26 protein-coding genes are annotated in these 26159 nt (G+C 68.3%); 13 read left to right on the top strand and 13 right to left on the bottom strand.

Annotated features, from left to right (window positions below; all coding sequences use genetic code 11):
- Positions 1–3: 3 nt before the first annotated feature.
- Together FG95_RS17310 and FG95_RS17305 are read left to right on the top strand one after the other, a co-directional pair.
- Entirely contained in the window at positions 4–435 is a 432-nt protein-coding gene (locus FG95_RS17310; RefSeq protein WP_052182469.1) for a GtrA family protein, read from the top strand.
- Entirely contained in the window at positions 432–2273 is a 1842-nt protein-coding gene (locus tag FG95_RS17305) for a hypothetical protein (RefSeq protein ID WP_052182468.1), read from the top strand. Before FG95_RS17310 ends, FG95_RS17305 begins: the two co-directional genes overlap by 4 nt.
- A 139-nt stretch (positions 2274–2412) precedes the next feature.
- Here the strand turns inward: FG95_RS17305 and msrB are convergent, their stop codons facing one another.
- The 4 genes from msrB to FG95_RS17285 all read right to left on the bottom strand — a co-directional run bounded on the left by msrB (position 2413) and on the right by FG95_RS17285 (position 6516).
- Positions 2413–2835 (bottom strand): peptide-methionine (R)-S-oxide reductase MsrB, encoded by a 423-nt coding sequence (gene msrB / locus FG95_RS17300; RefSeq protein ID WP_409581487.1) that lies wholly within the window; start codon positions 2833–2835, stop codon positions 2413–2415.
- A gap of 106 nt (positions 2836–2941) precedes the next feature.
- The gene (locus FG95_RS17295; protein WP_037557472.1) at positions 2942–4198 is read right to left on the bottom strand and encodes a cytochrome P450; all 1257 of its coding nucleotides are present in this window, start codon (positions 4196–4198) and stop codon (positions 2942–2944) included.
- A gap of 102 nt (positions 4199–4300) precedes the next feature.
- Positions 4301–5545 carry an ABC transporter permease gene (locus FG95_RS17290; protein WP_037557471.1) on the bottom strand — a complete coding sequence of 415 codons (1245 nt, stop codon included), beginning with the start codon at positions 5543–5545 and terminating at the stop codon, positions 4301–4303.
- The gene (locus FG95_RS17285; RefSeq protein WP_152567700.1) at positions 5542–6516 is read right to left on the bottom strand and encodes an ABC transporter ATP-binding protein; all 975 of its coding nucleotides are present in this window, start codon (positions 6514–6516) and stop codon (positions 5542–5544) included. Before FG95_RS17285 ends, FG95_RS17290 begins: the two co-directional genes overlap by 4 nt.
- 49 nt (positions 6517–6565) lie before the next feature.
- On the opposite strand from FG95_RS17285, the gene queG reads away from it, so the two are divergent.
- The gene (queG, locus tag FG95_RS17280) at positions 6566–7618 is read left to right on the top strand and encodes a tRNA epoxyqueuosine(34) reductase QueG (RefSeq protein ID WP_037557469.1); all 1053 of its coding nucleotides are present in this window, start codon (positions 6566–6568) and stop codon (positions 7616–7618) included.
- Between the two features lie 44 nt (positions 7619–7662).
- Here the strand turns inward: queG and FG95_RS17275 are convergent, their stop codons facing one another.
- Both FG95_RS17275 and FG95_RS17270 read right to left on the bottom strand, forming a co-directional pair.
- Positions 7663–8037 carry a hypothetical protein gene (locus FG95_RS17275; RefSeq protein WP_037557468.1) on the bottom strand — a complete coding sequence of 125 codons (375 nt, stop codon included), beginning with the start codon at positions 8035–8037 and terminating at the stop codon, positions 7663–7665.
- Positions 8034–8717, bottom strand: coding sequence for an EI24 domain-containing protein (locus FG95_RS17270; RefSeq protein ID WP_037557467.1), 684 nt, complete (start codon positions 8715–8717; stop codon positions 8034–8036). The genes FG95_RS17275 and FG95_RS17270 overlap by 4 nt, the downstream gene beginning before the upstream one ends.
- 224 nt (positions 8718–8941) lie before the next feature.
- Here FG95_RS17270 and FG95_RS17265 point away from each other — a divergent pair, with 224 nt between their 5' ends.
- The gene (locus tag FG95_RS17265; RefSeq protein WP_037557466.1) at positions 8942–9940 is read left to right on the top strand and encodes an adenosine kinase; all 999 of its coding nucleotides are present in this window, start codon (positions 8942–8944) and stop codon (positions 9938–9940) included.
- A gap of 56 nt (positions 9941–9996) precedes the next feature.
- Positions 9997–10254 carry a hypothetical protein gene (locus FG95_RS17260; RefSeq protein ID WP_037557465.1) on the top strand — a complete coding sequence of 86 codons (258 nt, stop codon included), beginning with the start codon at positions 9997–9999 and terminating at the stop codon, positions 10252–10254.
- A gap of 3 nt (positions 10255–10257) precedes the next feature.
- Here FG95_RS17260 and FG95_RS17255 read toward each other — a convergent pair whose 3' ends face one another.
- The 3 genes from FG95_RS17255 to tsaD all read right to left on the bottom strand — a co-directional run bounded on the left by FG95_RS17255 (position 10258) and on the right by tsaD (position 13887).
- Entirely contained in the window at positions 10258–11787 is a 1530-nt protein-coding gene (locus FG95_RS17255) for a lipopolysaccharide biosynthesis protein (RefSeq protein WP_037557464.1), read from the bottom strand.
- Positions 11788–11863: 76 nt separating this feature from the next.
- On the bottom strand, positions 11864–12856 hold the full coding sequence (locus FG95_RS17250) for an NAD(P)H-dependent glycerol-3-phosphate dehydrogenase (RefSeq protein WP_037557463.1): 993 nt from the start codon (positions 12854–12856) through the stop codon (positions 11864–11866).
- The gene (gene tsaD, locus FG95_RS17245) at positions 12853–13887 is read right to left on the bottom strand and encodes a tRNA (adenosine(37)-N6)-threonylcarbamoyltransferase complex transferase subunit TsaD (RefSeq protein WP_037557462.1); all 1035 of its coding nucleotides are present in this window, start codon (positions 13885–13887) and stop codon (positions 12853–12855) included. The genes FG95_RS17250 and tsaD overlap by 4 nt, the downstream gene beginning before the upstream one ends.
- A gap of 286 nt (positions 13888–14173) precedes the next feature.
- On the opposite strand from tsaD, the gene hemC reads away from it, so the two are divergent.
- The 6 genes from hemC to FG95_RS17215 all read left to right on the top strand — a co-directional run bounded on the left by hemC (position 14174) and on the right by FG95_RS17215 (position 19940).
- The gene (hemC, locus tag FG95_RS17240) at positions 14174–15121 is read left to right on the top strand and encodes a hydroxymethylbilane synthase (protein ID WP_037557461.1); all 948 of its coding nucleotides are present in this window, start codon (positions 14174–14176) and stop codon (positions 15119–15121) included.
- On the top strand, positions 15118–15807 hold the full coding sequence (locus tag FG95_RS17235; RefSeq protein WP_037557460.1) for a uroporphyrinogen-III synthase: 690 nt from the start codon (positions 15118–15120) through the stop codon (positions 15805–15807). The genes hemC and FG95_RS17235 overlap by 4 nt, the downstream gene beginning before the upstream one ends.
- 19 nt (positions 15808–15826) lie before the next feature.
- Positions 15827–16735, top strand: coding sequence for a mitofilin family membrane protein (locus tag FG95_RS17230; RefSeq protein ID WP_037557459.1), 909 nt, complete (start codon positions 15827–15829; stop codon positions 16733–16735).
- A 41-nt stretch (positions 16736–16776) separates the two neighbouring features.
- Positions 16777–17979: an acyl-CoA dehydrogenase gene (locus FG95_RS17225; protein WP_037557458.1), complete on the top strand. Its 1203-nt coding sequence runs from the start codon at positions 16777–16779 to the stop codon at positions 17977–17979.
- Positions 17972–19093: a CaiB/BaiF CoA transferase family protein gene (locus FG95_RS17220; protein WP_037557457.1), complete on the top strand. Its 1122-nt coding sequence runs from the start codon at positions 17972–17974 to the stop codon at positions 19091–19093. Before FG95_RS17225 ends, FG95_RS17220 begins: the two co-directional genes overlap by 8 nt.
- A gap of 112 nt (positions 19094–19205) precedes the next feature.
- Positions 19206–19940, top strand: coding sequence for a DUF4336 domain-containing protein (locus FG95_RS17215; RefSeq protein ID WP_037557456.1), 735 nt, complete (start codon positions 19206–19208; stop codon positions 19938–19940).
- A gap of 386 nt (positions 19941–20326) precedes the next feature.
- On the opposite strand, the gene FG95_RS17210 is transcribed toward FG95_RS17215, so the two are convergent.
- From FG95_RS17210 to FG95_RS17195, 4 genes are all read right to left on the bottom strand, one after another.
- Positions 20327–20995: a helix-turn-helix domain-containing protein gene (locus tag FG95_RS17210; protein WP_037557455.1), complete on the bottom strand. Its 669-nt coding sequence runs from the start codon at positions 20993–20995 to the stop codon at positions 20327–20329.
- A gap of 317 nt (positions 20996–21312) precedes the next feature.
- Positions 21313–22905 carry an MDR family MFS transporter gene (locus FG95_RS17205; RefSeq protein ID WP_037557454.1) on the bottom strand — a complete coding sequence of 531 codons (1593 nt, stop codon included), beginning with the start codon at positions 22903–22905 and terminating at the stop codon, positions 21313–21315.
- 82 nt (positions 22906–22987) lie between these two features.
- A complete protein-coding gene (locus FG95_RS17200) occupies positions 22988–24088 on the bottom strand; it encodes an HlyD family secretion protein (protein WP_081933221.1) in 1101 nt (366 codons plus the stop codon).
- On the bottom strand, positions 24088–24534 hold the full coding sequence (locus tag FG95_RS17195) for a MarR family winged helix-turn-helix transcriptional regulator (protein WP_037557453.1): 447 nt from the start codon (positions 24532–24534) through the stop codon (positions 24088–24090). The genes FG95_RS17200 and FG95_RS17195 overlap by 1 nt, the downstream gene beginning before the upstream one ends.
- 126 nt (positions 24535–24660) lie before the next feature.
- On the opposite strand from FG95_RS17195, the gene FG95_RS17190 reads away from it, so the two are divergent.
- Positions 24661–25308: a 2-hydroxychromene-2-carboxylate isomerase gene (locus tag FG95_RS17190; RefSeq protein WP_037557452.1), complete on the top strand. Its 648-nt coding sequence runs from the start codon at positions 24661–24663 to the stop codon at positions 25306–25308.
- 44 nt (positions 25309–25352) lie between these two features.
- Positions 25353–26105, top strand: a complete 753-nt coding sequence (locus tag FG95_RS17185; protein ID WP_052182467.1) for an alpha/beta fold hydrolase — start codon at positions 25353–25355, stop codon at positions 26103–26105.
- Positions 26106–26159 lie beyond the last annotated feature (54 nt).

The following is a 26159-nucleotide window of genomic DNA, read 5'->3' as shown; positions in this document are numbered from 1 at the left end:
GCCATGCTTCCTGTGACCAAATTGATCGCGTCGGTGCGGCGCGGCGAGATTCGCTGGCTCAATTATCTGCTCGCGAGCGGGCTCGCGCTCGGCAGCGATGCGGGGCTGTTCCTGCTGTTGCTCGACGCCGGGCTGGCGCCGGTGAAGGCGTCGGGGACGGGCTATTGCGCGGGGATTCTCGTCCACTGGGTCATTTCGAGCCGGCTCGTCTTCGCCGACGGCGCCGCGGCGCGCGGCACGGGTGAACGCCATCGCCAGAAATTGCTTTTCGTCGGCTCGGCGCTGATCGGCCTCGCGGTCACCACCGCGATCGTCGGCGGCGGCAGCGCGCTGGGGCTCGACCCGCGGCTCGCCAAGCTCGCGGCGATCGCCGTGAGTTTCCAGACGACCTATCTGCTGCGCCGCCATATCGTGTTCCGGGCCGCCGCTGCGTGACCGGCGCGCCGCCCGCTTCCGGTTCGGGCGGCATCGAGCTCGGCCCCTGGTTCACGCCCGCGCGCATCGCGCTGATCGTGTGGGGCTTGATGAGCCTGATCGCGATCGGCGCCAAATGGCAGGCGATCGGGGCGCTCGACCTTTCCGACACCGACGATGCGATGCGCATGGCGCAGGTGCGCGACCTGCTTGCGGGGCAGAGCTGGTGGGATCTCGCGCAATATCGCGTCAATCCGGCGGGCGGCGGGGTGCTGATGCACTGGTCGCGGATCGTCGACGCGCCGCTCGCAGCGGGCATATTGCTGCTGAAGCCGCTGTTTGGGCAGGCGATGGCCGAGCGGATCGTGATGGCGCTGTGGCCGCCGCTGCTCGGCGCGGCGCTGAGTGTTGCGTGCGCGCTCGGCTACCGCAACCTCTCCGACCGCCGGATCGCCTATGTGGTGCCGCTGTTCCTGATCATGTCGGGTTATATCCTCGTGCAGTTCCGGCCGCTGCGCGTCGACCATCATGGCTGGCAGATTTTCCTCGCGATGCTGGTGATGGCGCAGGCGCTGCGCCCCGCAGCCTGGCAGGCGGGGCTGCTCGGCGGATTGTTCGCGGCGGCGCTGCTCGCGGTGTCGATCGAAGGCCTGCCGGTCGTCGCGCTGTTCGCTGGGCTTGCCGCCTTGCGCTGGGCGCTGAACGGAAAGAACGGCGATCGCGCGCGTCTCTGCGGCTATATGGGCGCGCTCGCGGGTGGGGCGATCCTGCTCCAGTTCGTGACGCGCGGTCCGGTGGGGCTGGTCGGAAGCTGGTGCGATGCCTTGTCAGCGCCCTATATGGCGGCGTTCGTCGCGGCGGCGGCGGTGAGTTTCGCCGCCGCACGGGCCAATCCGGCTGCGGTCTGGGTCCGCTTCGCGCTGCTCGGGCTGGCCGGCGTGGCGGCTGCGGGGGCGCTGGTCTGGACCGAGCCCCAATGCGCGAACGGTCCCTTCGCGGCGCTCGACCCGATCGTCGTGCAATATTGGTATCGCGGCGTCCTCGAAGGCCAGCCTTTGTGGGTCGCGAAACCGCACGACATGATCCATGTGCTCGTGCCGTCGCTCGTCGGCCTCGCGGGGGCGATTCTCGCCTGGCGCGATAGTGCCGGACCGGCGGACCGGCGGAACTGGGCGACGGTCATCGTTGCACTCGCGGGCGCGGCGGCGCTGTCCTTGTTCGTATTCCGTACCGTATCGACCGCGCATCTCTTCGCCTTGCCGGGCTGCGCCTGGCTCGGGCTGCGCGCCTGGGCGCGGGCGCGGACGATTGCGTCGACCGTGCCGCGCATTCTCGCATCGGCGATGGCGGCGCTGACGCTGCCGCTGCTTGGCAGCATGGCGGTCGCGGCGGTGCTGACGCCGCTCGTTCCCGCGCTCAAAGAGGAAGAGAAGCGCGGGGCGGCGGAGAAGGCCGAAGCCAATCCCTATAAAGCGAACTGCCTCGACCCCACGGCGATCGCCGATCTCAATCATCTGCGGGCGACGGTGTTGCTGACGCCGATCGACCTCGGCGCGCCGCTGGTTTTCTGGACGCGGCACAACCTCGTTGCGACGCCGCATCACCGCAACAGCCACGCGATGGCCGACACGATCCGCGCCTTTGCGGGCGATCCGGCGAAGGCCGAGGCGCTGGTACGCGGGCAGCAGGCGACGCTGGTGGTCTTTTGCCGCACCGCCAATGATTTCACCAAATATCGCCGCGCGCGCAAGGATTCGCTCGCTGCTGCGCTTTATGCGGGGACGCCGCCGGCGTGGCTCGAGGGGGTGCCGATCAGCTCGCCTGCGGGGCTGGCGGTATGGCGGGTGAAGCCGGAGTGACTTAGAGCCAATTGCGAAGCTTTAAATCATCCGCATCCCCGAGCGAAGTCGAGACAGCGGGATTACGCGGTTCTCGCTCCGCTCGCACGAGCCCCTCGTCTTCGCTCGGGGATGCGGATCAGATTAATGCACGCGGCTTCTAAGAGGCGCGAAAGCGGAGCGCGGCGCCGTTCATGCAATAGCGCTTGCCCGTCGGTTTCGGCCCGTCGTTGAAGACATGGCCGAGATGGCCGCCGCAGCGCCGGCAATGCACCTCGGTGCGCGCATAGCCGAGGTCGCGGTCGGTCGACGTACCGATCGCGCCTTTGAGCGGCGCCCAGAAGCTCGGCCAGCCCGTGCCGCTGTCGAACTTGGTCCTGCTCGAATAGAGCGGCAGCGCGCAGCCGGCGCAGACGAAGGTGCCGGCGCGCTTTTCCTTGTCGAGCGGGCTGGTGAAGGCGCGCTCGGTCGCCGCTTCGCGCAGCACGCGATACTGAAGCGGCGACAGGCGCTTTTTCCACTCGGCGTCGCTGAGCTGCCAACCGGCCTGCGCTTTCGGCCGCGCCGATTTGGCGAAGAGCATCGGTGCGCCGATGATGGCGCCGCCGAGCGCGAGTCCGCCGAGAAGGTAACGACGTTCGATCATGGCTTTGATACGCATGCCGCGGCCACGGGGTTACTGGGGCGCGTCAATATTTTTCGAGTTGGACCGGCATGTGTCGGTAGCCGTGGACGAAGCTTGCATGCACCCGCTCGGGCTCGGCGAGGACGTTGACGCGCAGACGGCGGCGCTGCATTTCGGAGATCAGCGTGGTGAGCTGCAGTTCGGCCACACGCGCCCCGACACAGCGGTGGATGCCGTAGCCAAAGGCGAGGTGGCGCCGTGCGTTCGCACGATCGACGATGATGCGGTCGCCGTCGGGAAATACGCTCTCGTCCCGGTTCGCCGACGCATACCACAGTGCGATCTTGTCGCGCGCCTTGATCTGGTGGCCGAACAACTCGGTGTCCTCGGTCGCGGTACGGCGCATATGCGCGAGCGGGGTCTGCCAGCGCAGAATCTCGTGCATCGCATTGATGGCGAGGTCCGGGTCGTGATTGGTTTCGAGCTTCGCGCGTTCTTCAGGAAATTTGTGGAGGCCATAGGCGTAGGCCGACATCGAATTGCGCGTCGTGTCATTGCCTCCGACGATGAGCAGGATGAGGTTCCCCATGAACTCATTCTCGCTCATATGTTTCATCGCGTCGGACTGGAGCATGATCGAAATCAGGTCATGCTCGCCCGGGTTCTGGGCCTTTTGGTCCCACAATTGCTTGAAGGCGGCGCCCATTTCGAAGGCCTGGGCGAGGCGCGCCTGGCGCTTTTCGAGTGTATCGAAGCTTTCGATGTCGCCAAGCGCGTCGGACCAGCCGGTGAGCCGGTGGCGCTCTTCCCACGGGAAATCGAACAGAATCGCGAGCATGTCGGTGGTGAGTTCGATCGACAGGCGTTCAACCCAATCGAAGGTCTCGCCCACCGGGAGCGTGTCGATCAGCGCGGCGGTGCGCGCCTGGGTGTCGGCGCGCATACGTTCTATTTCAGAGGGGCCAAAGGCGGGGGCGACGGTGCGGCGCTGTGCGGTGTGCTGCGGAGGGTCCATCGCGATGAACATCGGCATCGGGATTTCGCCCTCCTGAAGATGTTCGATGCCGTCGCCGGCGACGGTGATCCCGCCATATTCCCATGAAGAGGAGAAGATTTTCGGGAGTGCTTCGATATGCTGAATCGGTTTGTAGGTCGTCACCGACCAATAGGAACCGAATTTCGAATCTTCGCAGCGATAGATCGGCGCCTCGGCGCGCAACTGGCGCATCGGTTCCTGCCAGCGATCCTCGCTCCACAGCTCGGCGCGGCTGACATCCAGCGGGTTGGCAACTTCGGGGGCGATACGCATCTGGGTGGCCATGGGCTGTTCCTCTCAAGCGGCCGTCGGACGCGGCCGATTAAGTTGCAGAATGCCACTATTTACAGCTTTGTCAATGGAAGCGGAACAATGGCGCCGCGGCGATCACGCTGGCCGGTCTCGCCGCCAGAATCGCCAGCTCTTGCCGCTCCCTAGAACGCCCGAACGAAAAAGGCGCACCGAAATCCAGACGACGAGCGCGACCCACAGCGCCTGCCAGCCGAGCGCGAGCAGGTGGATCGCCTTCGAATCGTCGGTCGCGGCGCGTGCGGCCATCGCGAGCGGCGAGGAGAAGGGAAATATCTGAGCGAAACGGGCGAGGCCGCTGTCGGGCGCGCTCGCAGCGGCGGCGCACAGGCTGAACATGCCGACCTGGAAGATGGTGATCGGCAGGCTGAGCATCTGGATCTCGCGCACCGTCGCCGCCTGCGCGCCGACGCCGAGGAAGACGGCGCCGAGCAGCAGGAAGGCCATCACGAAATAGATGAAGCCGATGCCGAGGAAGAAGGGCCAGCCGGTCGCGGGCGTCGCGGCGAGCGCGGTCGCCGCCTTGCCCGCCTTGCCCGCCGCAGCGATCGCCGCGGGATCCATCTGCGTCGCGGCGATCAGTCCGCCGCCGAACGCAAGGGCCATCCAGAAGGCGATGAACAGCACGGCGACGCCGAGGAAGCCGAGCAGCTTGCCGAGAAAAACGCTTTCGAGCGGCACCGCGGCGGCGAGGATCTCGATGACCTTGTTGCCCTTTTCCTCGGCGAGCGAGCTCACCGTCTGGCCCGCGAGGAGCAGGGTCAAAAGGAAGATGACGAACACCGCGCCGAAACCGAGCGATTGCTGCACCGCGATGCTCGTCCCGCCGCTCGCGAGGCTTTCGAAACGCGGCGTCACCGGCGGCAGGTCGCCGGCGGCCTCGGCGCGGCGCACTTCGCCCGCGAGCAGCGCGAGATAGCGTCCCGAGCCGCTGCCCTCCTCGCGCTCGACGATGCGCGGCGCGTCGAGCGGACCGCTCATCACCGCATAGGTGTCGCGGCCCTTTTCGCGCGCGATCGCGAGCGGGTCGGCGGCGGGACTCGCGACGCGCAGTTCGAGCAGCGCGGGCTCGCGCGGCATCGCGGCGCGGAGCCGCGTGTCGGCGGCGCGCAGCGCCTCGATCTGGGCGGGATCGGCGACCGCGACGATGCGGCCCTTGCCGCGCGCGCTGTCGGCGAGCTGCGACGCGCCCATGCCGCCCGCAAGCACCATGCCGACCATGAACAGCGGCGCGAGCAGGAAGAGGAGGAAGGTCGGCGTCGCGACGATCGCGAGAAAGTCGCGCCGCGCAACAACGAACATATTGCGGATGAAGGGGGTCATGCGCTCGCCTCCTCGATAGCATCTTCGGCGGCGTCGGCGTCGAAACCCGCGTCGACCTGACGCACGATATGGACGAAGGCGTCGTGGAGCGCCGGGCGGCTGATCGACAGGCCGGTGACGCCATGACCGCTCGCGGTGATTTGTGCGAGCAAGGGTTCGACGCCGCCGTCCTCGATCGCGAAATGCCACGCGTCGCCGCGCCGCTCGGCGCCGGCGGGCAGGGTCGCGGCGACCGCGGCGGGATCGCCGGCATCGCGCGGCGTGTAGCGCACCTGCATCGGCAGCAGCGCGCGCGCCTCGTCGACCGTGCCTTCGAAGCGCCGCGCCGAGCGCGCGATGATCGCGATCCGGTCGCAGAGGCGCTCGGCGTGCGCCATCACATGCGTCGAGAAGAGGATCGTCGCGCCGCGCGCCTGCTCGCGCCGGACGAGCGTTTCGAGCCGCTCCTGATTGACCGGGTCGAGCCCCGAGAAAGGCTCGTCGAGCACGATGAGGTCGGGGGCGTGGACGATCGAGCCGATGAGCTGGACCATCTGCGCCATGCCTTTCGACATCTTGCGGATCTTGGCATCGATGACGCGTTCGAGCCCGAGTTCGGTCATGAAGGTCGCGGCGCGGCGGCGCCCTTCGGACCAGTCGAGCCCGCGCAGTGCGCCCATGAAGGCGATCGCCTCGCGCGCTTTCATGCCCGGGTAGAGCCCGCGTTCTTCGGGCAGGTACCCGATGCGGCCGCGCACGCTCTGCGGCTTGTGGCCGCCGAGCAGCCGGCTCGTCCCCTCGTCGGGGTCGATGATACCGAGCGTCATCCTGAGGCTCGTCGTCTTGCCCGCGCCGTTGGGACCGAGCACGCCATAGATGCTGCCCGCCGGCACGCTGAGGCTGACATGGTCGACCGCCTTGTAATCGCCGAAATATTTGGTGAGGCCGTTCGCCTCGACGCTGAAATCGTTCAAATGCCGGTCCCCAATCATTCCCATACCAGGCTATGGCACGGCGAGGCGGCTCGCGTATAGAGCGCCAATGGTTGCCGAAGCCTTGCCATCGCTGGAACAGCGCCTCGAAGCGGTTGCGCGCGAACATGGGTTCGCAGCGTTCGGGATCGCGCGTGCCGACGCGGCGCCGCAGACGGCGGCGCGGCTGAACCAGTGGCTGGCCGAGGGGCGCCACGGCGACATGATCTGGATGGAAAGCCGCGCCGCGCAGCGCGGATCGCCAAAGGGGCTGTGGCCCGAGGTCCGCTCTGTGATCGCGCTCGGCATGAGCTATGCGCCTGCATTCGACCCGCTTGCGCTGGCGGCGCAGCCCGATCGCGGCCGGATTTCGGTCTATGCGCAGGGCGGCGACTATCATGACGTCGTCAAAAAGGCTCTGAAAGCCGTCGCGCGCTGGCTGGTCGGCGAAGTGAGGGACGCCGAGGTCAAGGTGTTCGTCGACACCGCGCCGGTGATGGAAAAGCCGCTGTCGGCCGCCGCGGGGCTCGGCTGGCAGGGCAAGCACACCAACCTTGTCAGCCGCGAGCATGGCAGCTGGCTCTTCCTCGGCGCGATCTATACGACGCTCGACCTGGTGCCGTCGGTGCCGGGGCGCGATACGTGCGGCAGCTGTGCGGCGTGTCAGGATGCGTGCCCGACCGATGCCTTTCCCGCGCCGTACCGGCTCGATGCGCGGCGCTGCATCTCCTACCTCACGATCGAGCATCAGGGTCCGATCCCGGTCGCGCTGCGGCGCGGGATCGGCAACCGCATTTACGGTTGCGACGATTGTCTTGCCGCCTGTCCGTGGAACAAATTCGCCGACACCGCGCATCGGCACAGGGCGTTTTTGCCGCGCGCCGAGCTGGCGGCGCCGTCGATCGGCGACCTGCTCGACCTCGACGATACGGGGTTCCGGCAGGTCTTCGCGGGGTCGCCGATCAAGCGGATCGGGCGCGGACGGATGGTGCGCAACGCCGCGATCGCGGCGGGGAACAGCGGCGACCGGGGTTTCGTACCGGCGCTCGAGCGGCTGGCGACGGATGAATCGCCGATGGTCGCCGATGCGGCCTTATGGGCGCTTAAAGAGCTGGCGTCGTGACGTCTTTCCGCTCCTCCCCATCGCTGCGCCACAGGGAGGAAATTTCAGCGTCGCAGCGCCTGCGCGCAGCTATCGACCTCGGCGTTGCGGCCGTCGGGGGTGCGCGCGTCGACATGCGTCGCGACCGGATCGGCGCCCGCGCGCGGGGCGTAGAAATAGACGTCGAGAATGCAGTTCGACCCCGCGTACTGGATCTTGCGGCCGGCGCCTTCGGTGACGTCGAGCCGCGGCTTGCCGAACATGCGGCCGATCGCGTCGGCGCTGTTGCCGATCAGCACATTGTTCTGCACCGGCCGCACGACGGTCGGCGGCGGCGCGGTGGCGCGCGGCGGGGTCGCGCGCGGAATCGCGGGGCCGGCGCAGGCGCCGAGGGTCAGGCCGAGCATGGCCACGGCGCCGAGGCGGCGGTTATCGATCATATTTCGGGGTCCCCCTTGCCGAGATGCAGCATGTGGACGGCCATAGCGGCGCTCAATATCGGCGCCAACAAATTGGCGACGGGCACCACGAAGCTTGCGGCGGACAGCAGCCCGAGCGACCAGCGCGCCGGCCGGTCGAAGCGCGGACGATCGGGGTGGCGCGCGAGCACCATCGCCTCGAGATCGCGGCCGAGCAGCAGCGCGTTGACGAAGAGCGCGAAGACCGGCGTGCCGATCCCCGTCGCGAGCAGCAGGATATAGACCGGCAGAGCGAGCAGATTGCCGCCGATCAGGCGGACGAGCGAGGCGAGCGCGAGGCGGATATTCTGCCGCCAGCCGACGTCGACCGCGCGCGCCGCGGCGGCGGGATAATAGCGCCCCTCGACATCGGCGACGATGCCGTCGGCGAAAAGGCCGATGACGACGATCGCGACGGCGCGAAAGAGCAGCCAGCTTCCGGCGATGATCAGGAGGATGATCAGCACGCCCGCCATGTCGAGCTGCGCGCCGTCGAGCCACTTCCAGTGCGCGAGCGCCCAGCGTGCGCCGAAGAAGATCGCCGCGCCCGCAGCGGCGAGGAGCAGGAGCGTGAGCGCAAGGCTTTGCGCGAGGACGCGGAGCACGCGCGGATGCGGCAGGTCTCTGAGCGCGAGCAGGAAAGCGTGGGCGGCGCGGGCCATGATTTGAGATGACGCGCGCGGGGGGCTTGCGTCAAGCTCTGGCAATCCATTCCCTTCGTCATCCCGGACTCGATCCGGGGTCCATGGCTTCGGCGCCGGGATGGATGCCGGATCAAGTCCGGCATGACGACAATAGGAAAGAGGCGGGATGGCGCCGCGCTTGCGTTGGCGCGCCGTCGTCCCTAAAGCGCGCGCAGCTTTTTCCCGCCAGCACAGGATTTCCCATGGCCTCCACCGCCCGTTTCGACGTCGTCGCCATCGGTAACGCGATCGTCGACGTTCTTGCCCGCGCCGACGATGCGCTGATCGCCGCCGAAGGCCTGACCAAGGGGTCGATGCGGCTGATCGATGCCGAAGAGGCCGAGCGTCTCTATGCGGCAATGGGCCCGGCGGTCGAAGTGTCGGGGGGCAGCGCGGCGAACACGCTCGCGGGCATGGCGGCGCTCGGCGAACGCTGCGCCTTCATCGGGCAGGTCGCCGACGACCAGCTCGGCCATGTCTTCACGCACGATCTGCGCGCACTGGGCGTCGCTTACGAGACTCCGGCGCTGAAGGAAGGCGCACCGACCGCGCGCTGCCTGATCCTCGTCACCCCCGACGGGCAGCGGACGATGAACACCTTTCTCGGGGCGAGTCATTTGCTCGATCAGGCGATGATCGACGAGCAATGGATCGCCGATTCCGAGATCCTCTATCTCGAAGGCTATCTGTGGGATCCCGAACTGTCGCGCGCGGCGATGCGGCGCGCGATCGACGTGTCGCGCGCGGCGGGACGCAAGGTCGCCTTCACGCTTTCGGACGCCTTCATCATCGACCGCCACGGCGCCGACTTCCGTGCGCTGATCGCTGAAGGGTTGTTCGACATCCTGTTCGCGAACGAGGTCGAGATCCGGGCGCTCGCCGAAACCGACGATTTCGAGGCGGCGGTCGCGAAGATCGCGCCGCAGGTGCCGTTGCTCGTCGTCACGCGCGGCGCGCACGGGGCGATCGCGTTGCAGGGCGGGACGCGCACCGAGGTCGGCGCCGAGCCGATCGAGCAGGTCGTCGACACGACGGGGGCGGGGGACCTGTTCGCTTCCGGATTTCTCGCCGGCCTTGCCGAAGGCCGGTCGATGGCCGATTGCCTGACGATGGGCGCGGTGTGCGCGCGCGAGATCATCGCGCAGGTCGGCCCGCGCGCGCAGACCGACCTCAAGGCGAAGGTCGCGGCGCGGCTGGGGTAGGAACCTTCACGCGCGTCCGGGCGTCCTATGCGGCATCAAGCAGAGGAGGTCCGGACATGGCCGATGAAATCCACACGACGCGCGATCCCGACGGGACGACGCACACTACCACGGTTATCGACCGCGAACCGCGCCGCGGCGGCGGGATCGGCATCGGGCTGATCCTGCTCGTGGCGATTCTGGTGGCGGCCTTTTTCGCCTATCAGTTCCTTGCGAGCGAACAGGCCGAAAGCGGCGCGATCAGCGAAGCGGCGCAGCAGGTCGGCGACGCCGCGCAGGATGTCGGCGACGCGGCGCAGAAGGCGGTCGATTAAGAATCAGCTCGCGGGTGCCGCGGCCGGATCGGGGTGCTTCCGGAACAATTCGCGGTCGGCGGGCCCGAAGCCGCGCGTCCAGATCAGCCAGCCGTAAATGCCGAGGATGAAGGGCACGCCGAGCAGCAGCTCGGCCCATTCGGGCAGCTGCGTCGCGCCCCAGCCGAGCACCGCGGCGCCCGCGGTCGCCCAGACGAGCGCCCAGCGCAGGCTGTTCACCGGGGCGCCGAGAATATGGGCAAGCAGCCGCGCCTTGACCAGCGAGGCGAAACCGAGCGCGAGCATCAGCGCGAGCGCGACCGCCGCAGCATAATAGATCGGCGGCCATCCCATCGACTGCGCGATCAGGATCAGCGCGACGCTGAGCACCGCCTGCAGCGCGAGCGTCGCCAAGCTGATGAGCAGGTTGCGGTGGCGCGCGACATAGACGAGCGCGGCTTCGCTGACCACGGCGGTCGCCGCGACGACTTCGGCGGCGAGCAGAAAGGCGAGCGCGGCGGTGCCGCTGACGAATTCGGGGCCGACGAGGCCCATCACCGCCTCGCCCGGAATGCCGAGCGCGAGCGCGACGCCCGCTTGCGCGGCGATGATCCAGAAACCGACCTGGCTGACCTGCGCCGCCACCGCGCCCAGCCGCTTTTCGGCGAGGTTGCGCGTGATCACCGGGCCGAGGATCGGCTCGAAGCTCGTCTTCAATTTTTGCGGCAGCGAGGCGACCTGCTGCGCCATATAATAGATGCCGTAGATCGTCGGCGAGGTGAACTGGCCGAGGATGAAGAGGTCGAGGCGGCGCGTGCCCCATTCGATCGCGTCGGCGGCGGCGAGCGGGGCGTTGCGCCGCGCGAGCATGATCAGATGCGCCGGGTGCGGCCGCCATACGCCGGGGCCGCCATAGTGGCGGATCATCGGGATGAGCGCGGTGAGAAAGGCGCCGACCATCGCCGCAGCATAGGAAAGCATCAGCCCGTCGCGCACCGAAACGAACCAGAAGCCCGCCGCGGCGACGCTGATCACCCAGGGTTCGACGATCGCGCGCGCGCGCACGGTCGCTCCGACGTCGAATTTATACGCGCAGGCGGCGAGCGCGATATCGGTCCCTGCGATCACGAAGACGAGCAGCGCCATCCAGCGGTCGGCGCTGTCGACATCGCCTGCGGGATACATCAGCTGCGGAAACAGGAGGAGAAGCGCCGATCCCGCCGCCGAGACGATAAAGGCGACGAACATGCCGTCCCACACGACGATGCGCTGGTCGGCGCCCTCCGCGCTCAACTGCTCGGCGAGGCCGCGCTTGAGCCCCAAAGTCGCGAGCTGCGCGACGAGTTCGATGACGAGCACGGCAAAGGCGAAGCGCCCGACCGCCTCGGGCCCGTACCAGCGGCCCGCCACATAGAGAAAGGGCAGGCGCGCGACGAGGCGGAGGATGAAGCCGAAGAAATTGGTGCGCCCGCCCTTGGCGAGCGCCGCCGTGTCCGCGTCGCGCGACGCGACGTCGGGCGATTGGGGCGCGGCTGCGCTATCGGTCTGGCTCAAGCCTGGCGCCCCTTCTGCTTTGCCCTGAGACGCAGTCTAGCGCGGCGGGAGGGAGCAGGCAATTGTGTGCGGCAATTCATCGCCCTTCGGGTCGCAGCGGACGGCTGAGCAGGGCCTGAATGGCGTCGGTGACGCGCACTTCGCCGGCGACGAGGCGCGCGACGGTATCGGTGATCGGCATGTCGATCCCGTCGGCGTGCGCGGCGGCGGCGACGACCGGCGCGCTGAATGCGCCCTCCGCAACGGTGCGGCGATCGGCCATGAGCTCGGTGGCCGCTTCGCCGCGACCGAGCCCCTGACCGAGCGCGAAATTGCGCGAATTGGACGAGGTGCAGGTGAGCACGAGGTCGCCGAGCCCCGCAAGCCCGGCGAGCGTTTCGGCCTGCGCGCCGCGCGCCAGCCCGAAACGCGTCATTTCGGCGAAACCGCGGCTGATCAGCGCGGCGCGCGCGTTGAGCCCGAGCCCGGCGCCGTCGACGATGCCGCAGGCGATCGCGAGGATATTCTTCACCGCGCCGCCGATCTCCGCCCCGATCATGTCGGTCGAGACATAGGGACGGAAGTGCGGGCGCGCGAGCGCCTGCGCGAGTCCCCCGGCGACATCCGCATCGGCTGCCGCGAGGGTGATCGCGGTCGGCAGGCCGGCGGCGACCTCGTGCGCGAAGGTCGGTCCCGACAGCACGGCATGCGGACGCTGCGGCACGAGTTCGCGCGCCATGTCGATCGGAAAAGCGAAGCTGCCCGCCTCCATGCCCTTGCTGCAGAAGATCAGCGGGGCGTCGCCGGGCGGCAGGTCGGCGAGCACCGCGCGGAGATACGGGACGGGGACGACGATCAGCAGCGCGTCGAGATCGGCCATGTCGGCCAAGCTGCCGGTGGCGGTGAGCGATGGCGATAGCGGCGCGCCGGGAAGGAAGACCGGATTGCGGTGTTCGGCGTTGATCGCGGCAACGACATCGTCTTCGCGGGCCCAGAGGCGGACGGGCGCGCCGTCCGCCGCGAGCAGCTGCGCGAGCGCGGTGCCCCACGCGCCGCCGCCGACGACGCCGAATTTCGCGTATGACGTCATGCTTTCACTCCGGCGCCGCGCACCGTCTCGGCTTCGGGATCGAGCGGCCAGCGCGGGCGCGCGGGGGCGTCGAGCGGGTCGGTGAGGCCGGCGGCGAAGCGTTCGGCGCCCGCCCAGGCGATCATCGCGCCATTGTCGGTGCAGAGCCAGAGCGGCGGCGCGACGAAACCCTTGTCGAAGCGCGCGGCGAGATCGGTGAGTGCGGTGCGGACCCTGCCATTCGCTGCGACCCCCCCGGCGACGACGAAAGCGGTCGCCTCCGGACAGGCGGCGAGCGCGATGCGGCTGCGGTCGACGAGGCAGTCGACGACCGCCTGCTGGAAGGATGCTGCGAGGTCGGGAACGCTATGCTCTCCGCTCTCCGCCGCGCGCGCGACCGCGCTCTTGAGCCCGGCGAAGGAGAAATGCGGCTCGGCGCTGCCGACGAGCGGACGCGGCAGCGGCACCGCGTGCGGGTCGCCGTCCTTCGCGACGCGCTCGACCGCGGGGCCGCCCGGATAGCCGAGGCCGAGCAGCTTCGCGGTCTTGTCGAACGCCTCGCCCGCGGCGTCGTCGATCGTCGTCGCGAGGCGGCGGTAATCGCCGACGCCCTCGACGAGCAGCAACTGGCAATGCCCGCCCGACACGAGCAGCAGCAGATAGGGAAATTCGAGCGCCGGATCGGTGAGGCGCGGGCTCAGCGCATGGCCTTCGAGATGGTTGACCGCGATCAGCGGCTTGTTCGCGGCGTGCGCGAGCGCCTTGCCGGTGACGAGCCCGACCATCACCCCGCCGATCAGCCCCGGTCCGGCGGTCGCGGCGATCGCGTCGATGTCGGCGAGCGACACTCCGGCGTCGGCAAGCACGCTCTCGACGATCGGTGCGAGCCGGTCGACATGCGCGCGCGCCGCGATCTCGGGGACGACGCCGCCATAGGGGCTATGCTCGGCTTCCTGCCCCGCGACGCGCTGCGCCAAAATGCGCCGCTCGCTGTCGACGAGCGCCGCCGCGGTTTCGTCGCAGCTCGATTCAAGGCCAAGGATGAGGGTCATGTGCTTGCTCCCCTTACGCGCGCACCGGGCCACGGAGCAAGCGGCAGGACCTTGAAGATTCGCGCGGAGGCGCAGAGACCGCAGAGAAGGCGGGGATTTGTTCACGCGAAGGCGCGAAGCTTTCGCGCGGGCCGCGAAGCGGCTTTTTTGTCGACGTTGGGGCGCGGCCAGGAGGTGGAAGGAGGAAGGGGGTCTTTTCGGCCCAAACGATCCTCTCCGCGGTCTCTGCGCCTCTGCGCGAATCCCTTCTCTTCCCTTTCGGGCGCGCAGGGCTTAGCAGCGGCGCATGATTGACCTTCCCACCTCCGACCATCCGCTGCGCATCGGGACGCGGGCCTCGCCGCTTGCGATGGCGCAGGCGCATATGGCGATGGCGGCGCTGATGGCCAGCCATGGCCTGCCTGCCGAGGCGCTCGACATCGTGCCGATGACCGCGACCGGCGACCGGATCCAGGATCGCGCGCTCGCCGAGGTCGGCGGCAAGGCGCTGTGGACGCGCGAACTCGACGCGGCGCTCGATGCCGGGACGATCGACGTCGCGGTGCATTCGCTGAAGGACGTCGAAACGCTGCGCGATGCGCGCTTTTTCCTCGGCGCGATGCTCGAGCGCGCCGACCCGCGCGACCGGCTGGTGGTGCGCGAGGGGATAGGGGCCACGACGATCGCCGACCTGCCGCCCGGCGCCCGATTGGGCACGAGCAGCCCGCGCCGCGCGGCGCAGGTGAAGCGGCTGCGTCCCGATCTCGACACCGTGCTGCTGCGCGGCAATGTCGCGACGCGGCTTGCCAAGATCGCGGGCGGCGACGCCGATGCGACGCTGCTCGCTGCGGCGGGGCTCGATCGGCTGGGGATGCACGATGTCGGGGTCGTGCAGGACGCGGCGCTGCTGCTTCCGGCGGCGTCGCAGGGCGCGATCGGGATCGAATGCCGCGCCGACGATGCCGGGGCGATCGCGCTGCTCGCCGCGGTCGACTACGCGCCGACACATGGTGCGGTTGCGGCCGAGCGCGCCTTTCTCGCGGCGGTGGGCGGCGATTGCCGTTCGCCTGTTGCGGCGCACGCCTTCTGGCAGGAGGATGGCGCGCTGCGCCTCGCCGCCGAGATTTTTTCGGAGGATGGCGCCGAGCATGCCGCCGGGCATATCGTCGTGACGGGGCCCGATATGCCCGCTGCGCTGGCGCGCCGCCTGCTCGCCGAGGCGCCCGACAGCGTTCGGGCGCTGTTCGCGCGATGACGGATGGGCCGCCGCTGATCGTCACGCGGCCCGAGCCGGGCAACGCCGCGACGGCCCTGCGGGCCCGGGCGATGGGTTTCGAGGTGCATGCGATGCCGCTGTTTGCAGCGCGCCCGATCGCCTGGCGCGCGCCCGCAGCCGAAGATTTCGACGCGCTGCTGCTGACCAGCGCCTTTGCCGCGCGGCTGGCGGGCCCGGAAATCGCGGGCCTCCGGGGCTTGCCCGTCCACGCCGTGGGCGATGCGACCGCGCGCGCGGCCGAAGCGGCGGGTCTGACGGTGGCGCGGACCGGCACAGCCGACGCGCAGCGACTTCTTGACGCCATGACGTCGCAAAATATTCGAACGATATTATGGCTTTGCGGGCGTGACCGATCCGAATTCAACGCGCGCGGCGCGGCGATCACGGCGCTGCCCTGCTATGCCGTCGACCCCATCCCGCCGTCCGCGGAATGGGCGGGGTTGATCGCCGCACCGGCGGTGCTGCTCGCGCATTCGGCGCGCGCGGCGAAGCGCATTTCCGATCTGGCCGGCACGGCGCGCGCGCATCTGTCGCTCGCCGCGATCAGCCCGGCGGCGGCGGCGGCGGCGGGGGAGGGCTGGCGCGATGTCGCGGTTGCCCAACGGCCCGACGATGTTGCAATATTGGCACAGGCGCGTGCTTTGTGGCACAAGGGTGCGAAATAGGGTCGTTCGAAAGAGAAACATGGCAATCGACAGCTTCGAAACCTCCCCGTCTGCGGGCGGGGCGGTCCCGGCGAAGGGGCTATCGTTCCGCGCGCTCGTCATCGGTGCCCTCCTCCTCCTGCTCATCGGCATCGTCGGCGGCGGATGGGCGGTGAATCGCTGGCTGAACGGCGGCAATATATCGCCCGCGCCCAAGGCGGTGGGCGCACCCGCGGGCGCGGCCAATCCGCTGCTGACCGGCGGGACGGCAAAGGGCGACACCGCTGTGCCGCCGCTGATGGTGACGCCGGTCGACGGCGCGAATGCGCTCGCGGCGCGCGTCGCCGAACTCGAACAAAGGCTGTCGCGCATCACGCTCCAGGCCGAATCGGCGTCGGGCAACGCCTCGCGCGCCGAGGGGCTGCTCGTCGCCTTCGCGGTGCGCCGCGCGCTCGATCGCGGGCTGTCGTTGGGCTATCTCGACGCGCAGCTGCGGCTGCGCTTCGGCGACGACCAGCCGAATGCGGTCAAGACGATCATCGACACCTCGCGCGACCCGGTGACGCTCGAGCGGCTTCGTACCGAACTCGACGCGATCGCGCCGCAGCTCGTCGGGCGGGGCGGCGACGGAAACGGCAGCCTGTGGACCGGGCTTCGCCGCGAACTGGGCGAGCTGTTCGTCGTGCGCGCGGCGGGAACCAAATCGCCGCGCGCATCCGAACGGCTCGATCGCGCGCGGCGCTATCTGACGGCGGGGCAGGCCGATCAGGCGATCGCCGAGGTCGAAGCGATGCCCGGCGCCGATGTCGCGGGCGAGTGGCTGATGGACGCGCGGCGCTATCACGAGGCGCGGCGCGCGCTTGACCTGATCGAGACCGCGGCGATATTGGAGCCGCGCGACAGCCCGCCTGCCGCGGTGGCCCGTAAAACGGCCGAACCGACCCCGTAGCGACCCGGTCCCGTAGGTCGCTTTTTGAAGAAAGCAGACCCATGGCCCTCGCCGATCCGCAGCGTATCGAAGCGCTCGACCCGCTCGACCCCCTCCAGCTCGACGCCGAACTGAGCGACGAGGAGCGGATGGTGCGCGACACCGCGCGGTCCTATGCGACCGATGCGTTGCTGCCGCGCGTGACCTCGGCCTTCCTCGACGAGCGGTTCGACCGCGAGATCATGTCCGAAATGGGCGCGCTCGGCCTGCTCGGCGCGACGATCGATCCCGAATATGGCGGCGCGGGGCTGAACTATGTCAGCTACGGGCTGATCGCGCGCGAGGTCGAGCGCATCGATTCGGGCTACCGCTCGGCCTGTTCGGTGCAGAGCAGCCTCGTGATCCACCCGATCAACGCCTATGGCAGCGAAGAGCAGAAGCGCAAATTTCTGCCCGGGCTGACCGCGGGCGAGCTCGTCGGCTGTTTCGGCCTCACCGAACCCGATGCGGGCAGCGACCCGGGCGGGATGCGCACGCGCGCCGAAAAGATCGCGGGCGGATATCGCCTGAAGGGCGCGAAGATGTGGATCACCAATTCGCCGATCGCCGACGTCTTCGTCGTATGGGCGAAATCGGAAGCGCACGACGGCGCGATCCGCGGCTTCCTGCTCGAAAAGGGGATGAAAGGCCTGTCGGCGCCCAAGATCGAGGGCAAGGTGAGCCTCCGCGCCTCGGTCACGGGCGAGATCGTCATGGACGGGGTCGAGGTCGGCGAGGATGCGCTGCTCCCCCATGTCTCGGGGCTCAAGGGGCCGTTCGGCTGTCTCAACCGCGCGCGCTACGGCATCGGCTGGGGCGCGATGGGCGCGGCCGAATTCTGCTACGAAGCAGCGCGCAATTACACGCTCGAGCGCCAGCAGTTCGGGCGGCCGCTCGCAGCGAACCAGATCGTCCAGCTGAAGCTCGCCAACATGCTCACCGAAATCGCGTTGGGCTTGCAGACGGCGCTGCGCGTCGGGCGGCTGATCGACGAAGGGCGGCTCGTCCCCGATGCGATCAGCCTCTTGAAGCGCAACAATTGCGGCAAGGCGCTCGATATCGCGCGCGTCGCGCGCGACATGCACGGCGGCAACGGCATTTCGGCCGACTATCATGTCATCCGCCATGCGGTGAACCTCGAGACGGTGAACACCTATGAAGGCACGCACGATGTGCACGCGCTGATTCTCGGCCGTGCGATCACGGGCATTTCGGCCTTTGCCTAAACCGTTGGAGGGCATCCGCGTCGTTGAACTGGCACGGGTGCTCGCGGGGCCCTGGTGCGGGCAATTGCTCGCCGATCTCGGTGCCGAGGTGGTCAAGGTCGAGCGGCCGGGCGTCGGCGACGATACGCGCGAATGGGGTCCGCCCTTCGTCACCGGTGCCGGCGGAGAAAATCTCGGCGCAGCCTATTATCACAGCTGCAACCGCGGCAAGCAGAGCGTCGCGATCGATATCGCGCGTGCGGAGGGACAGGCGGAGGTGCGCGCGCTGCTCGCCGGTGCCGATGTCGTGATCGAGAATTACAAGGTCGACGGGCTCGTCAAATACGGGCTCGATCCGGCGCGGCTCCGCGCCGATTTTCCGCGGCTGGTCGTCTGTTCGATCACCGGTTTCGGCCAGACGGGCCCTTATGCGCACCGCGCGGGATATGATTATATCGTGCAGGCGATGAGCGGCTTCATGTCGCTGACCGGCGAGCCCGACGGCGCGCCGCAAAAGGCGGGGATCGCCTACGCCGACATCTTCACCGGCATGTATTCGGCCGTAGCGATCCTCGCGGCGCTGCGACGTCGTGACGTCACCGGCGCGGGCGCGCATGTCGATATGGCGTTGCTCGATTCGCAGGTCGCGGTGCTTGCCAATCAGGCGGCCAATTATCTCGCGAGCGGGGTCGTGCCGAAACGGATGGGCAATGCGCACGTCAATGTCGTGCCCTATCAGGTCTTTGCCACCGCCGACGGCCAGCTGGTGATCGCGGTCGGCAACGACGGGCAATATCGCAAACTCTGCGCGATATTGGGCGTCCCCGAATGGGCCGACGATGTGCGTTTCGTCAACAATGCCGCGCGGCTCGCGAACCGCGCCGAGCTGGTTCCGCTGCTCGCGGCGAAGATCGCGGCGTGGGAGGCGCAGCCGCTGTCGCTCGCGCTCGAGGCCGAGGGGGTGCCGGCGGGGCCGATCAACGACCTTGCGCAGGTGTTCGCCGATCCGCAGGTCGTCGCGCGCGGCATGCGCTTCCGTCCCGAGGGGGCGTCGATCGACGGGGTCGCGAGCCCGATCGTCATCGACGGCGAGCGCATGGTTGCGCACAAAGGCGCGCCGCCGCTTGGCGGTTAGCGGCCGGAAAGCGGCGCCCGCTACCCGCCCCGAAGCCGCCATCGCCGCCATTGCCCCATATCCGCCGCCGCCGAATTGAAAGCCGGCCGCGGCATCTGTTATCCTGCCGCCCATGACGAGCTTCGTCCCCTATGCGCCGCTCAACGTGCCCAAGCCGTTCGGCGAGGGGATCTGGATCGTCGACGGCCCCGAAATCCGCATGGACTATGGTCCCGCGTCGATGCCCTTTCCGACGCGGATGACGGTCGTGCGACTCCCCGGCGGACGGCTGTGGGTCCACTCGCCGATCGCCCCCGACGATGCGCTGTTCGCGGCGATCGACCGGCTGGGCGAGGTCGGCTGGCTGGTCGCGCCGAGCAGCATCCATTACTGGTATGTCGCCGACTGGCAGGTCCGCTATCCTGCGGCCCAGACCCTCGCCGTGCCCGGGCTCGCGGAAAAGGCGAAGCGCGACTTCCGCGTCGACGCGCTGCTCGACGGCCCGGCGATGCCGCTTCCCGACGATATCGCCGGCGTGCTGGTCCCGGGCACGATGGTCAGCGAAGCGGTCTTTTTTCACCGGCCCTCGCGCACCGTGATTCTGACCGACCTGATCGAGAATTTCGAACCCGCGCGCGTTCGCAGCCGGCTGTTTCGCAGCCTGGTGCGGCTCGCGGGGGTCGCGCATCCCGGGGGCGGCACGCCGGCCGACATGCGCCTGACCTTCTGGCCGCGCCGCCGGGCGGTGCGCGCCGCGATGGCGCAAATTCTCGCCTGGGACTGCGAGCGCGTCGTGATGGCGCACGGTCTCCCCTATGAAAGCGGCGGCGCAGCCGAATTGCGCCGCGCCTTCGGGTGGGCGCTTTAGTCGCGAGTGGGGCTGGAAAGGGACAGACGACCTGTTTCGAACGCTTGCGGACATAGATCCTCCCTGCGGCGAAGCCGTGGGGAGGGGGACCACCGCGAAGCGGTGGTGGAGGGGCTGTGACGGTGCGCTATGGGCCCCTCCGTCAGCGCTTCGCGCTGCCACCTCCCCATCGCTGCGCGACAGGGAGGATGTTTCTTCGTCACCCCGAGCTTGACCCGGGGCCGCCCTTCTTTTCATGGCCAGCCGGAAGGAAGGCGGGTCCCGGGTCAAGCCGGGATGACGGAAGTGAGAGCGTGCAACATCCCCGCCCACCGCAAAGCAGCCGCGCCCATCCCAATGCCCCATATTCGCCGCGGGCTTGGGCCCGCCGGGGGCCACACGCCGCTCTAGAATTCGACGATGATCCGGATTCTGTCGGCGCTGACGCCGATGGCGCGCGCGATCTCTTCGCGGCCGCGGTCGATCAGCTCCTGCATCCCTTCGGGCGTGGCATCGCCGAGCAGGTCGGAGGTTTCGACGCCCAGAATCTTCGCGAGCGCCGCCATCCGGCCCGGCCTGGGGCGGGCCCGGTCCTTTTCCCAGCCCAGAACCGATGCCGCGCTGACGCGCATGCGTTTGGCGACGTCGGCCCGGTCGAGCTTCGCTTCGATGCGAAGCCGCCGCAGGCGGTCGCCGAAGGATTCGCCCGTTGCCGGTTCCGGCTCTTCCTTTTCGGGAGCGGGGGCCGCGTCGGTGGCGCTCTTCAGTTCGACGGCACTCAGCGTGGCGCGCGATACCGGACCTTCGAACTGGCAGCCGAAATGCCGTCCGCTGGCCCAGATCACGATAGCGGTAATGTCGCCGGCATGCGGCAGCTCGATTTCGATTCGGTCGCCGGTCGACAGCTTGATGTCGCTTTCGAACAGCAAGCCCGATCCCGAAATATTGTGGATTCGGACGTCGATGCCCGTGCCGTCGTGCCGCGCGCCCTTGGCGAGAAGGCTGAGTTTCCGGCGGCCGTCCTGCCGTCTGTCGGCGCCGGGTTCCACGGGAAGAAAATATCCGGAAATGGCCATATTAGCTTGTTGGGCCGCGCTGGTTAAAAGAGCGTTAGCGAGGGCCGGGAAAGATGGCCAGGGACTCTGGATATCGCATCGGCGCGGCAGGTAACGGATGCGTGGGCGGAGTTTCAATTTGCGAGGGGGGAGTGTGGGCGGTGGTGGCGATGTCGGCTTAGGGGTGGTGAGCGGACATTCCACAACCGTCGCCCCCGCGAAGGCGGGGGCCGCTAGCGGCCTTACTCAGCGGCATTGTGTAAAACGACAGCGGCCCCCGCCTTCGCGGGGGCGACGGCTAGGTTCGGTCGGGAGCGGTCATAAGCGGCTGGTCGCGGCTAATGCCCCATGTCCGCCGCCGATGCGCGCGGCCCGCCGGGTTTCGGCGGCTTCAACAGCAGCACCAGCGGGACCGACGCCAAAGTCACCCACATCATCAGCCAGAAATCGTCGATATAGGCGACCATCGCCGCCTGCCGGTTGATCTCGGCGTTGATCATCGCCATCGCCGTGTCGCCCATCGCGCCGAAGCGGTCGGACGTCGACGGATCGAGCAGGCCGACCGAGCTGTTGGTGACATGCGCCGCCAGATCCTCGTGGCTCGTCTGCGTGTTCACGCCGAGCAGCGTGGTGACGACCGAAATCCCGACCGACGCGCCGAGGCTGCGGAGCAGGTTGAGCAGGCTCGACCCGTCGGTGCGATGCTGCGGCGCGATCGTCGCGAACGCCATGGTGTTGAGCGGAATGAAGATCAGTCCCATGCCGACCCCCTGCACCAGCCCGCTGACGATCACCGGCTCCATCCCCATCATCAGCGACCAGTGGCTCATCTGCCACAGCGAATAAGCGGCGATCAGCAGGCCGGTGCCGACCAGCCAGCGCGCGTCGATCCGGCCGAGCAATTGCCCCGCGACCCACATGCTCATCAAAATGCCCACCCCGCGCACCGCGAGGACGATCCCGGTGTCGATCACCGGCCAGCCGAACAGATTCTGCAGCATCGGCGGCAGCAGCGCCATCGACGCGAACATCACGACCCCGATCACGACCATGAAGCCCATCGCGGTGACGAGATTGCGGTCGGCGAGCATCTTGCGGTTGAACAGCGTATCGCCGCGCGCGGTGAACAGATGGACGAAGAACATCCACAGGCACGCGATCGCGACCCCGCATTCGATCCAGATTTCGACGCCGTTGAACCAGTCCTCGTGCGCGCCGCGGTCGAGCATCAGTTGCAGCGCGGCGAGGCCGAGCGCGAGCATCGAGAAACCGAACAGGTCGAACTTGCGATCGGTTCTGCGCGTCGCGGGCAACAGCGCCCACATCATCGCGAGCGTCAGCAATCCGACGGGGAGGTTGACGTAGAAAACCCAGCGCCAGTTGACGCTTTCGGTCAGCCAGCCGCCGAGCACGGGGCCCAGAATCGGCCCGATCATGATCCCCATGCCCCAGATCGACATCGCGCGCGCGTGGCGCTCGGGCGGGTTGATGTCGAGCATCACCGACTGCGACAGCGGCCCGATGAACGCCGCGAAAATCCCCTGCATGAAGCGAAAGGCGACCATCTGATCGAGCGTCTGCGCCGCGCCGCACGCCATCGACGCGACGATGAAGCCCGCGACCGCGCCGAGGAACAATTCGCGCCGTCCGATGCGGTCGGCGAGCCAGCCGGTGATCGGCATCGCGATCGCCGAGGCGAGGATATAGCTTGTCAGCACCCAGGTCACCGTCTCGCTCGTCGCGCCGAGCGCCGACTGCATGTGCGGGATGGCGACGTTGGCGATCGTCGTGTCGAGGATCTGCATGATCGACGCGCCCATGACGGCGACGGTCAGCAGGCCGCGATAGCGGACGCGCTCGTGGAGGGGGATCATATCGTCGTCGGGCAAGGCCGCGGCGGCGGGCCGGCGGGGGAGGGCGTTGCTGGCCATGGCTAAAACCGATCCTCCCTGTCGCGAAGCGATGGGGAGGATATATTCGCACGGGAAATCGACGGACGACCAGGCATTCCGCTTACTTCGTAAACACCCGCACATCGGCCGACAGCCCCGCGATCATATCGCGCGACGGCTTTTCGTCGAAGGCGATCCGCACCGGCACGCGCTGCGTCACCTTGACCCAGTTGCCGGTCGCGTTCTGCGCGGGGAGCACCGAAAATTCGCTGCCCGTACCCGCGCCGATCGTCAGCACATGGCCACGCACCGTCAGCCCCGGATAGGCGTCGAAGCGGATTTCGGCGCGCTGGCCGACGCGCATGTTCGCAAGGTCGGTTTCCTTGAAATTGGCCTCGACCCACGGATGCGCGGTGTCGACCAGCGTCACCGCGGGCAGCCCCGCGACCATCATCTGGCCGACTTGCAATCGGTCCGACTGCGCGATGCGCCCCGCGCCCGGCGCGCGCACCGTCGTCCGGTCGAGGTTCACCTGCGCCTGCGACCGCTGGACGCGCGCCGCCTCGACCTGCGGATTGATCCCGCTCGACGGGCCCGCGGCGAGTTTTGTGCGCGCTTCGGCGGCGGCGGCTTCGGCCTGCCGCACGCTTTCGCGTGCTTGGCTGAGCGCGTGGCGCGAGGCATCATAGGCGGCTTTCGTCGTGAAGCCCTTTTCCATCAGCGCCGCCTGCCGGTCGAAGGTCACCTGGGCGAACTTCACATCCTCGCGCGCCGCGGCGATGTCGACGCTCGACGTGTTCGCGCTCGCCGCCAGATTGCCGACTTCGACCTTGGCGGCGTCGATCGCCGCGGTCGCCTGCGCGACGCTCAGCGCATAGGGCTCGCCGTCGATGCGAAAGAGCAATTGGCCTTTTGCGACCTGCTGGCCGTCGCGGACGGCAACTTCGGTGATCCGTCCGCCGACTTCGGCGGCGACCGACACCTTGTCCATCTGGACATAGGCGTTGTCGGTCGACACCGACCCGCCGCTCGTCAGCCACCAGCCGGCGCCGCCCGCGATCAGCAGCGCGGGCAGCCCGAACATCAACAGCCGCGTGCGCCAGCTCGCCTTGGGCGCGGCGTCGGCGGCGGGCGCGGGGTCCGGCAGCAGATCGGCCTTCGGCGCGCGCTTCGGCGGCGTCGCCTCTTCGGCTTTCGGGCGGGAGGGGGAGAGCTGGTCCATCAGATCGTCTCTTTTTCTTTTTGGCAGATGCGGCGGGACAGGTTGGCGCGGACGCGCTCGACAAGGTCGATCAGCTGCTCGACCTCGGCGGGGTTCAGCCCTTCGGTCGCTTCGGCGGTCAGCGCATCGGCGGTGGCGCGCATCCCGCCGAGCAGTTCGCCGGCGCGCGGCGTCAGGTAAAGCTGCCACGCGCGGCGGTCGGCGGGGTCGGCGCGGCGCTCGACAAGATCCGCCTCGGCCAGCCGGTCGACCATCCGCGACAGCGTGATCGGCTCGACCTCGATCAGCTCGGCGAGCGGGCCCTGGCGGATACCCTCGTGGCGCTTGAGGTAGGTGATCAGCCGCCATTGCAGCGCGGTGATGCCGCTGTCCTTCGTGCGCGCGTTGAACGCGCGCCGGAACAGGCGCGCGCTATCGTTCAGCAGATATCCGATCGTCTCGCTCATGTCATAGCATATAATAGCAATTGCTACTATATTCAACCGCAGCACGGGATTGCCAACAGTCTCGGATATGGTGTAAATTTTCTTTACACTGCTTGCGTGGGGCATGTTTTTGGGCAGGATGTGGGGATGACTTTAACCGCCGACCTTTTCTGGTCCTTCCGTTCGCCGTACAGCTATCTTGCGGTCGGCCGCTATCGCGCGCTCGCCGCCAGCCACGACGTGACGATCAACCTGCGCCCCGTCTATCCGCTTGCGGTGCGCCAGCCCGACTTTTTCGAGCGCAATCATCCCAATTGGCTGAGCTACACGATGCGCGACATGATCCGCGTCGCGCAGTTCCACGGCATTCCCTTCGGCCCGCCGCGTCCCGACCCGATCGTCCAGAATGTCGCGACGCGCGAGATCGCGGCCGAGCAGCCCTATATCCATCGCCTTACCCGGCTGGGACAGGCGGCGTCGCGGCGCGGCAAGGGGCTCGCCTTTGCGCATGAGGTCGGCCAGCTCATCTGGGGCGGCGCGCAGGACTGGCATCTCGGCGATCATCTTGCGGGCGCGGCGAAGCGCGCGGGGCTCGACCTCGCCGAACTCGACGAAGAGGCGGTGCGCGAGGCCGAAGCGCTCGACAATGAAGTCGCCGGCAACCAGGTCGCGCTCGAAATCGCGGGCCATTGGGGCGTGCCGACTCTCGTGTTCGAAGGCGAGCCCTTTTTCGGGCAGGACCGGATCGAGATGGCGAAGTGGCGCATGGAGCAGAAGGGCCTTCTCCCGCGCTGATCGGCGCTTGCCGAACCGGGTATGGAGGGCGCATAGCGCGTCGCATGACAATCGAACCCCGATATTTCGAAGCGCGCGACGGCGTGCGGGTGGCGTGGCGCGAGACGGGCGAAGGTCGGCCGCTGATTTTGCTGCACGGCCTGTTTTCGAGCGGCGAGGTCAACTGGATCAAGTTCGGCACTGCGGCACGCATCGCCCGCGACGGATACCGCGTGATCATGCCCGACCTGCGCGTCCACGGATCGAGCGACGCGCCGCACGAGGAGGAATTCTATCCGTCCGACGTGCTGGTGCATGACCTCGAAGATCTGGTCGCGCATCTGGACCTCGCCGACTTCGACCTCGGCGGTTTCTCGCTCGGTGCGCGGACGAGCGTGCGTGCAGTTGTCGCCGGGATGAAACCGCGCCGTTTGATTCTTGGCGGCATGGGATTGGCGGGGCTCGCCGGCTGGCAGCGGCGCGGGCGCTTCTTCAAGCGCGTGATCGCCGAATATGAGACGGCGAAACGCGGCGACGATACATGGCTGTCGGTTCAGTTCATGAAGACGATGAAGGTCGACCGCATCGCGGCGGGGCATCTGCTCGACAGCTTCACCGATACGACGCCCGAGATGCTCGCGGCGCTGACGATGCCGACCCTCGTCGTCTGCGGCGACCGCGATCAGGACAATGGATCGGCCGAGGAGCTGGTTGCGGCCTTGCCCGACGCGCGGCTTGCGACAATCCCGGGGACGCATATGTCGAGCGTGACGGAGCCCGAGCTGGGCGAAGCGATCGCCGTCTTTCTCGCGACTTGACCGGACTCGCGCCGGGCGCCTAGCTGTTCGCATGCGCCAGAGAGCGCTGCGATA

It is taken from the genome of Sphingopyxis sp. LC363 (assembly GCF_000756385.1).
Taxonomy (GTDB): Bacteria; Pseudomonadota; Alphaproteobacteria; order Sphingomonadales; family Sphingomonadaceae; genus Sphingopyxis.
The sequence above is the reverse complement of the archived record's forward strand: the minus strand, read 5'-3'. Positions and strand labels throughout refer to the sequence as shown.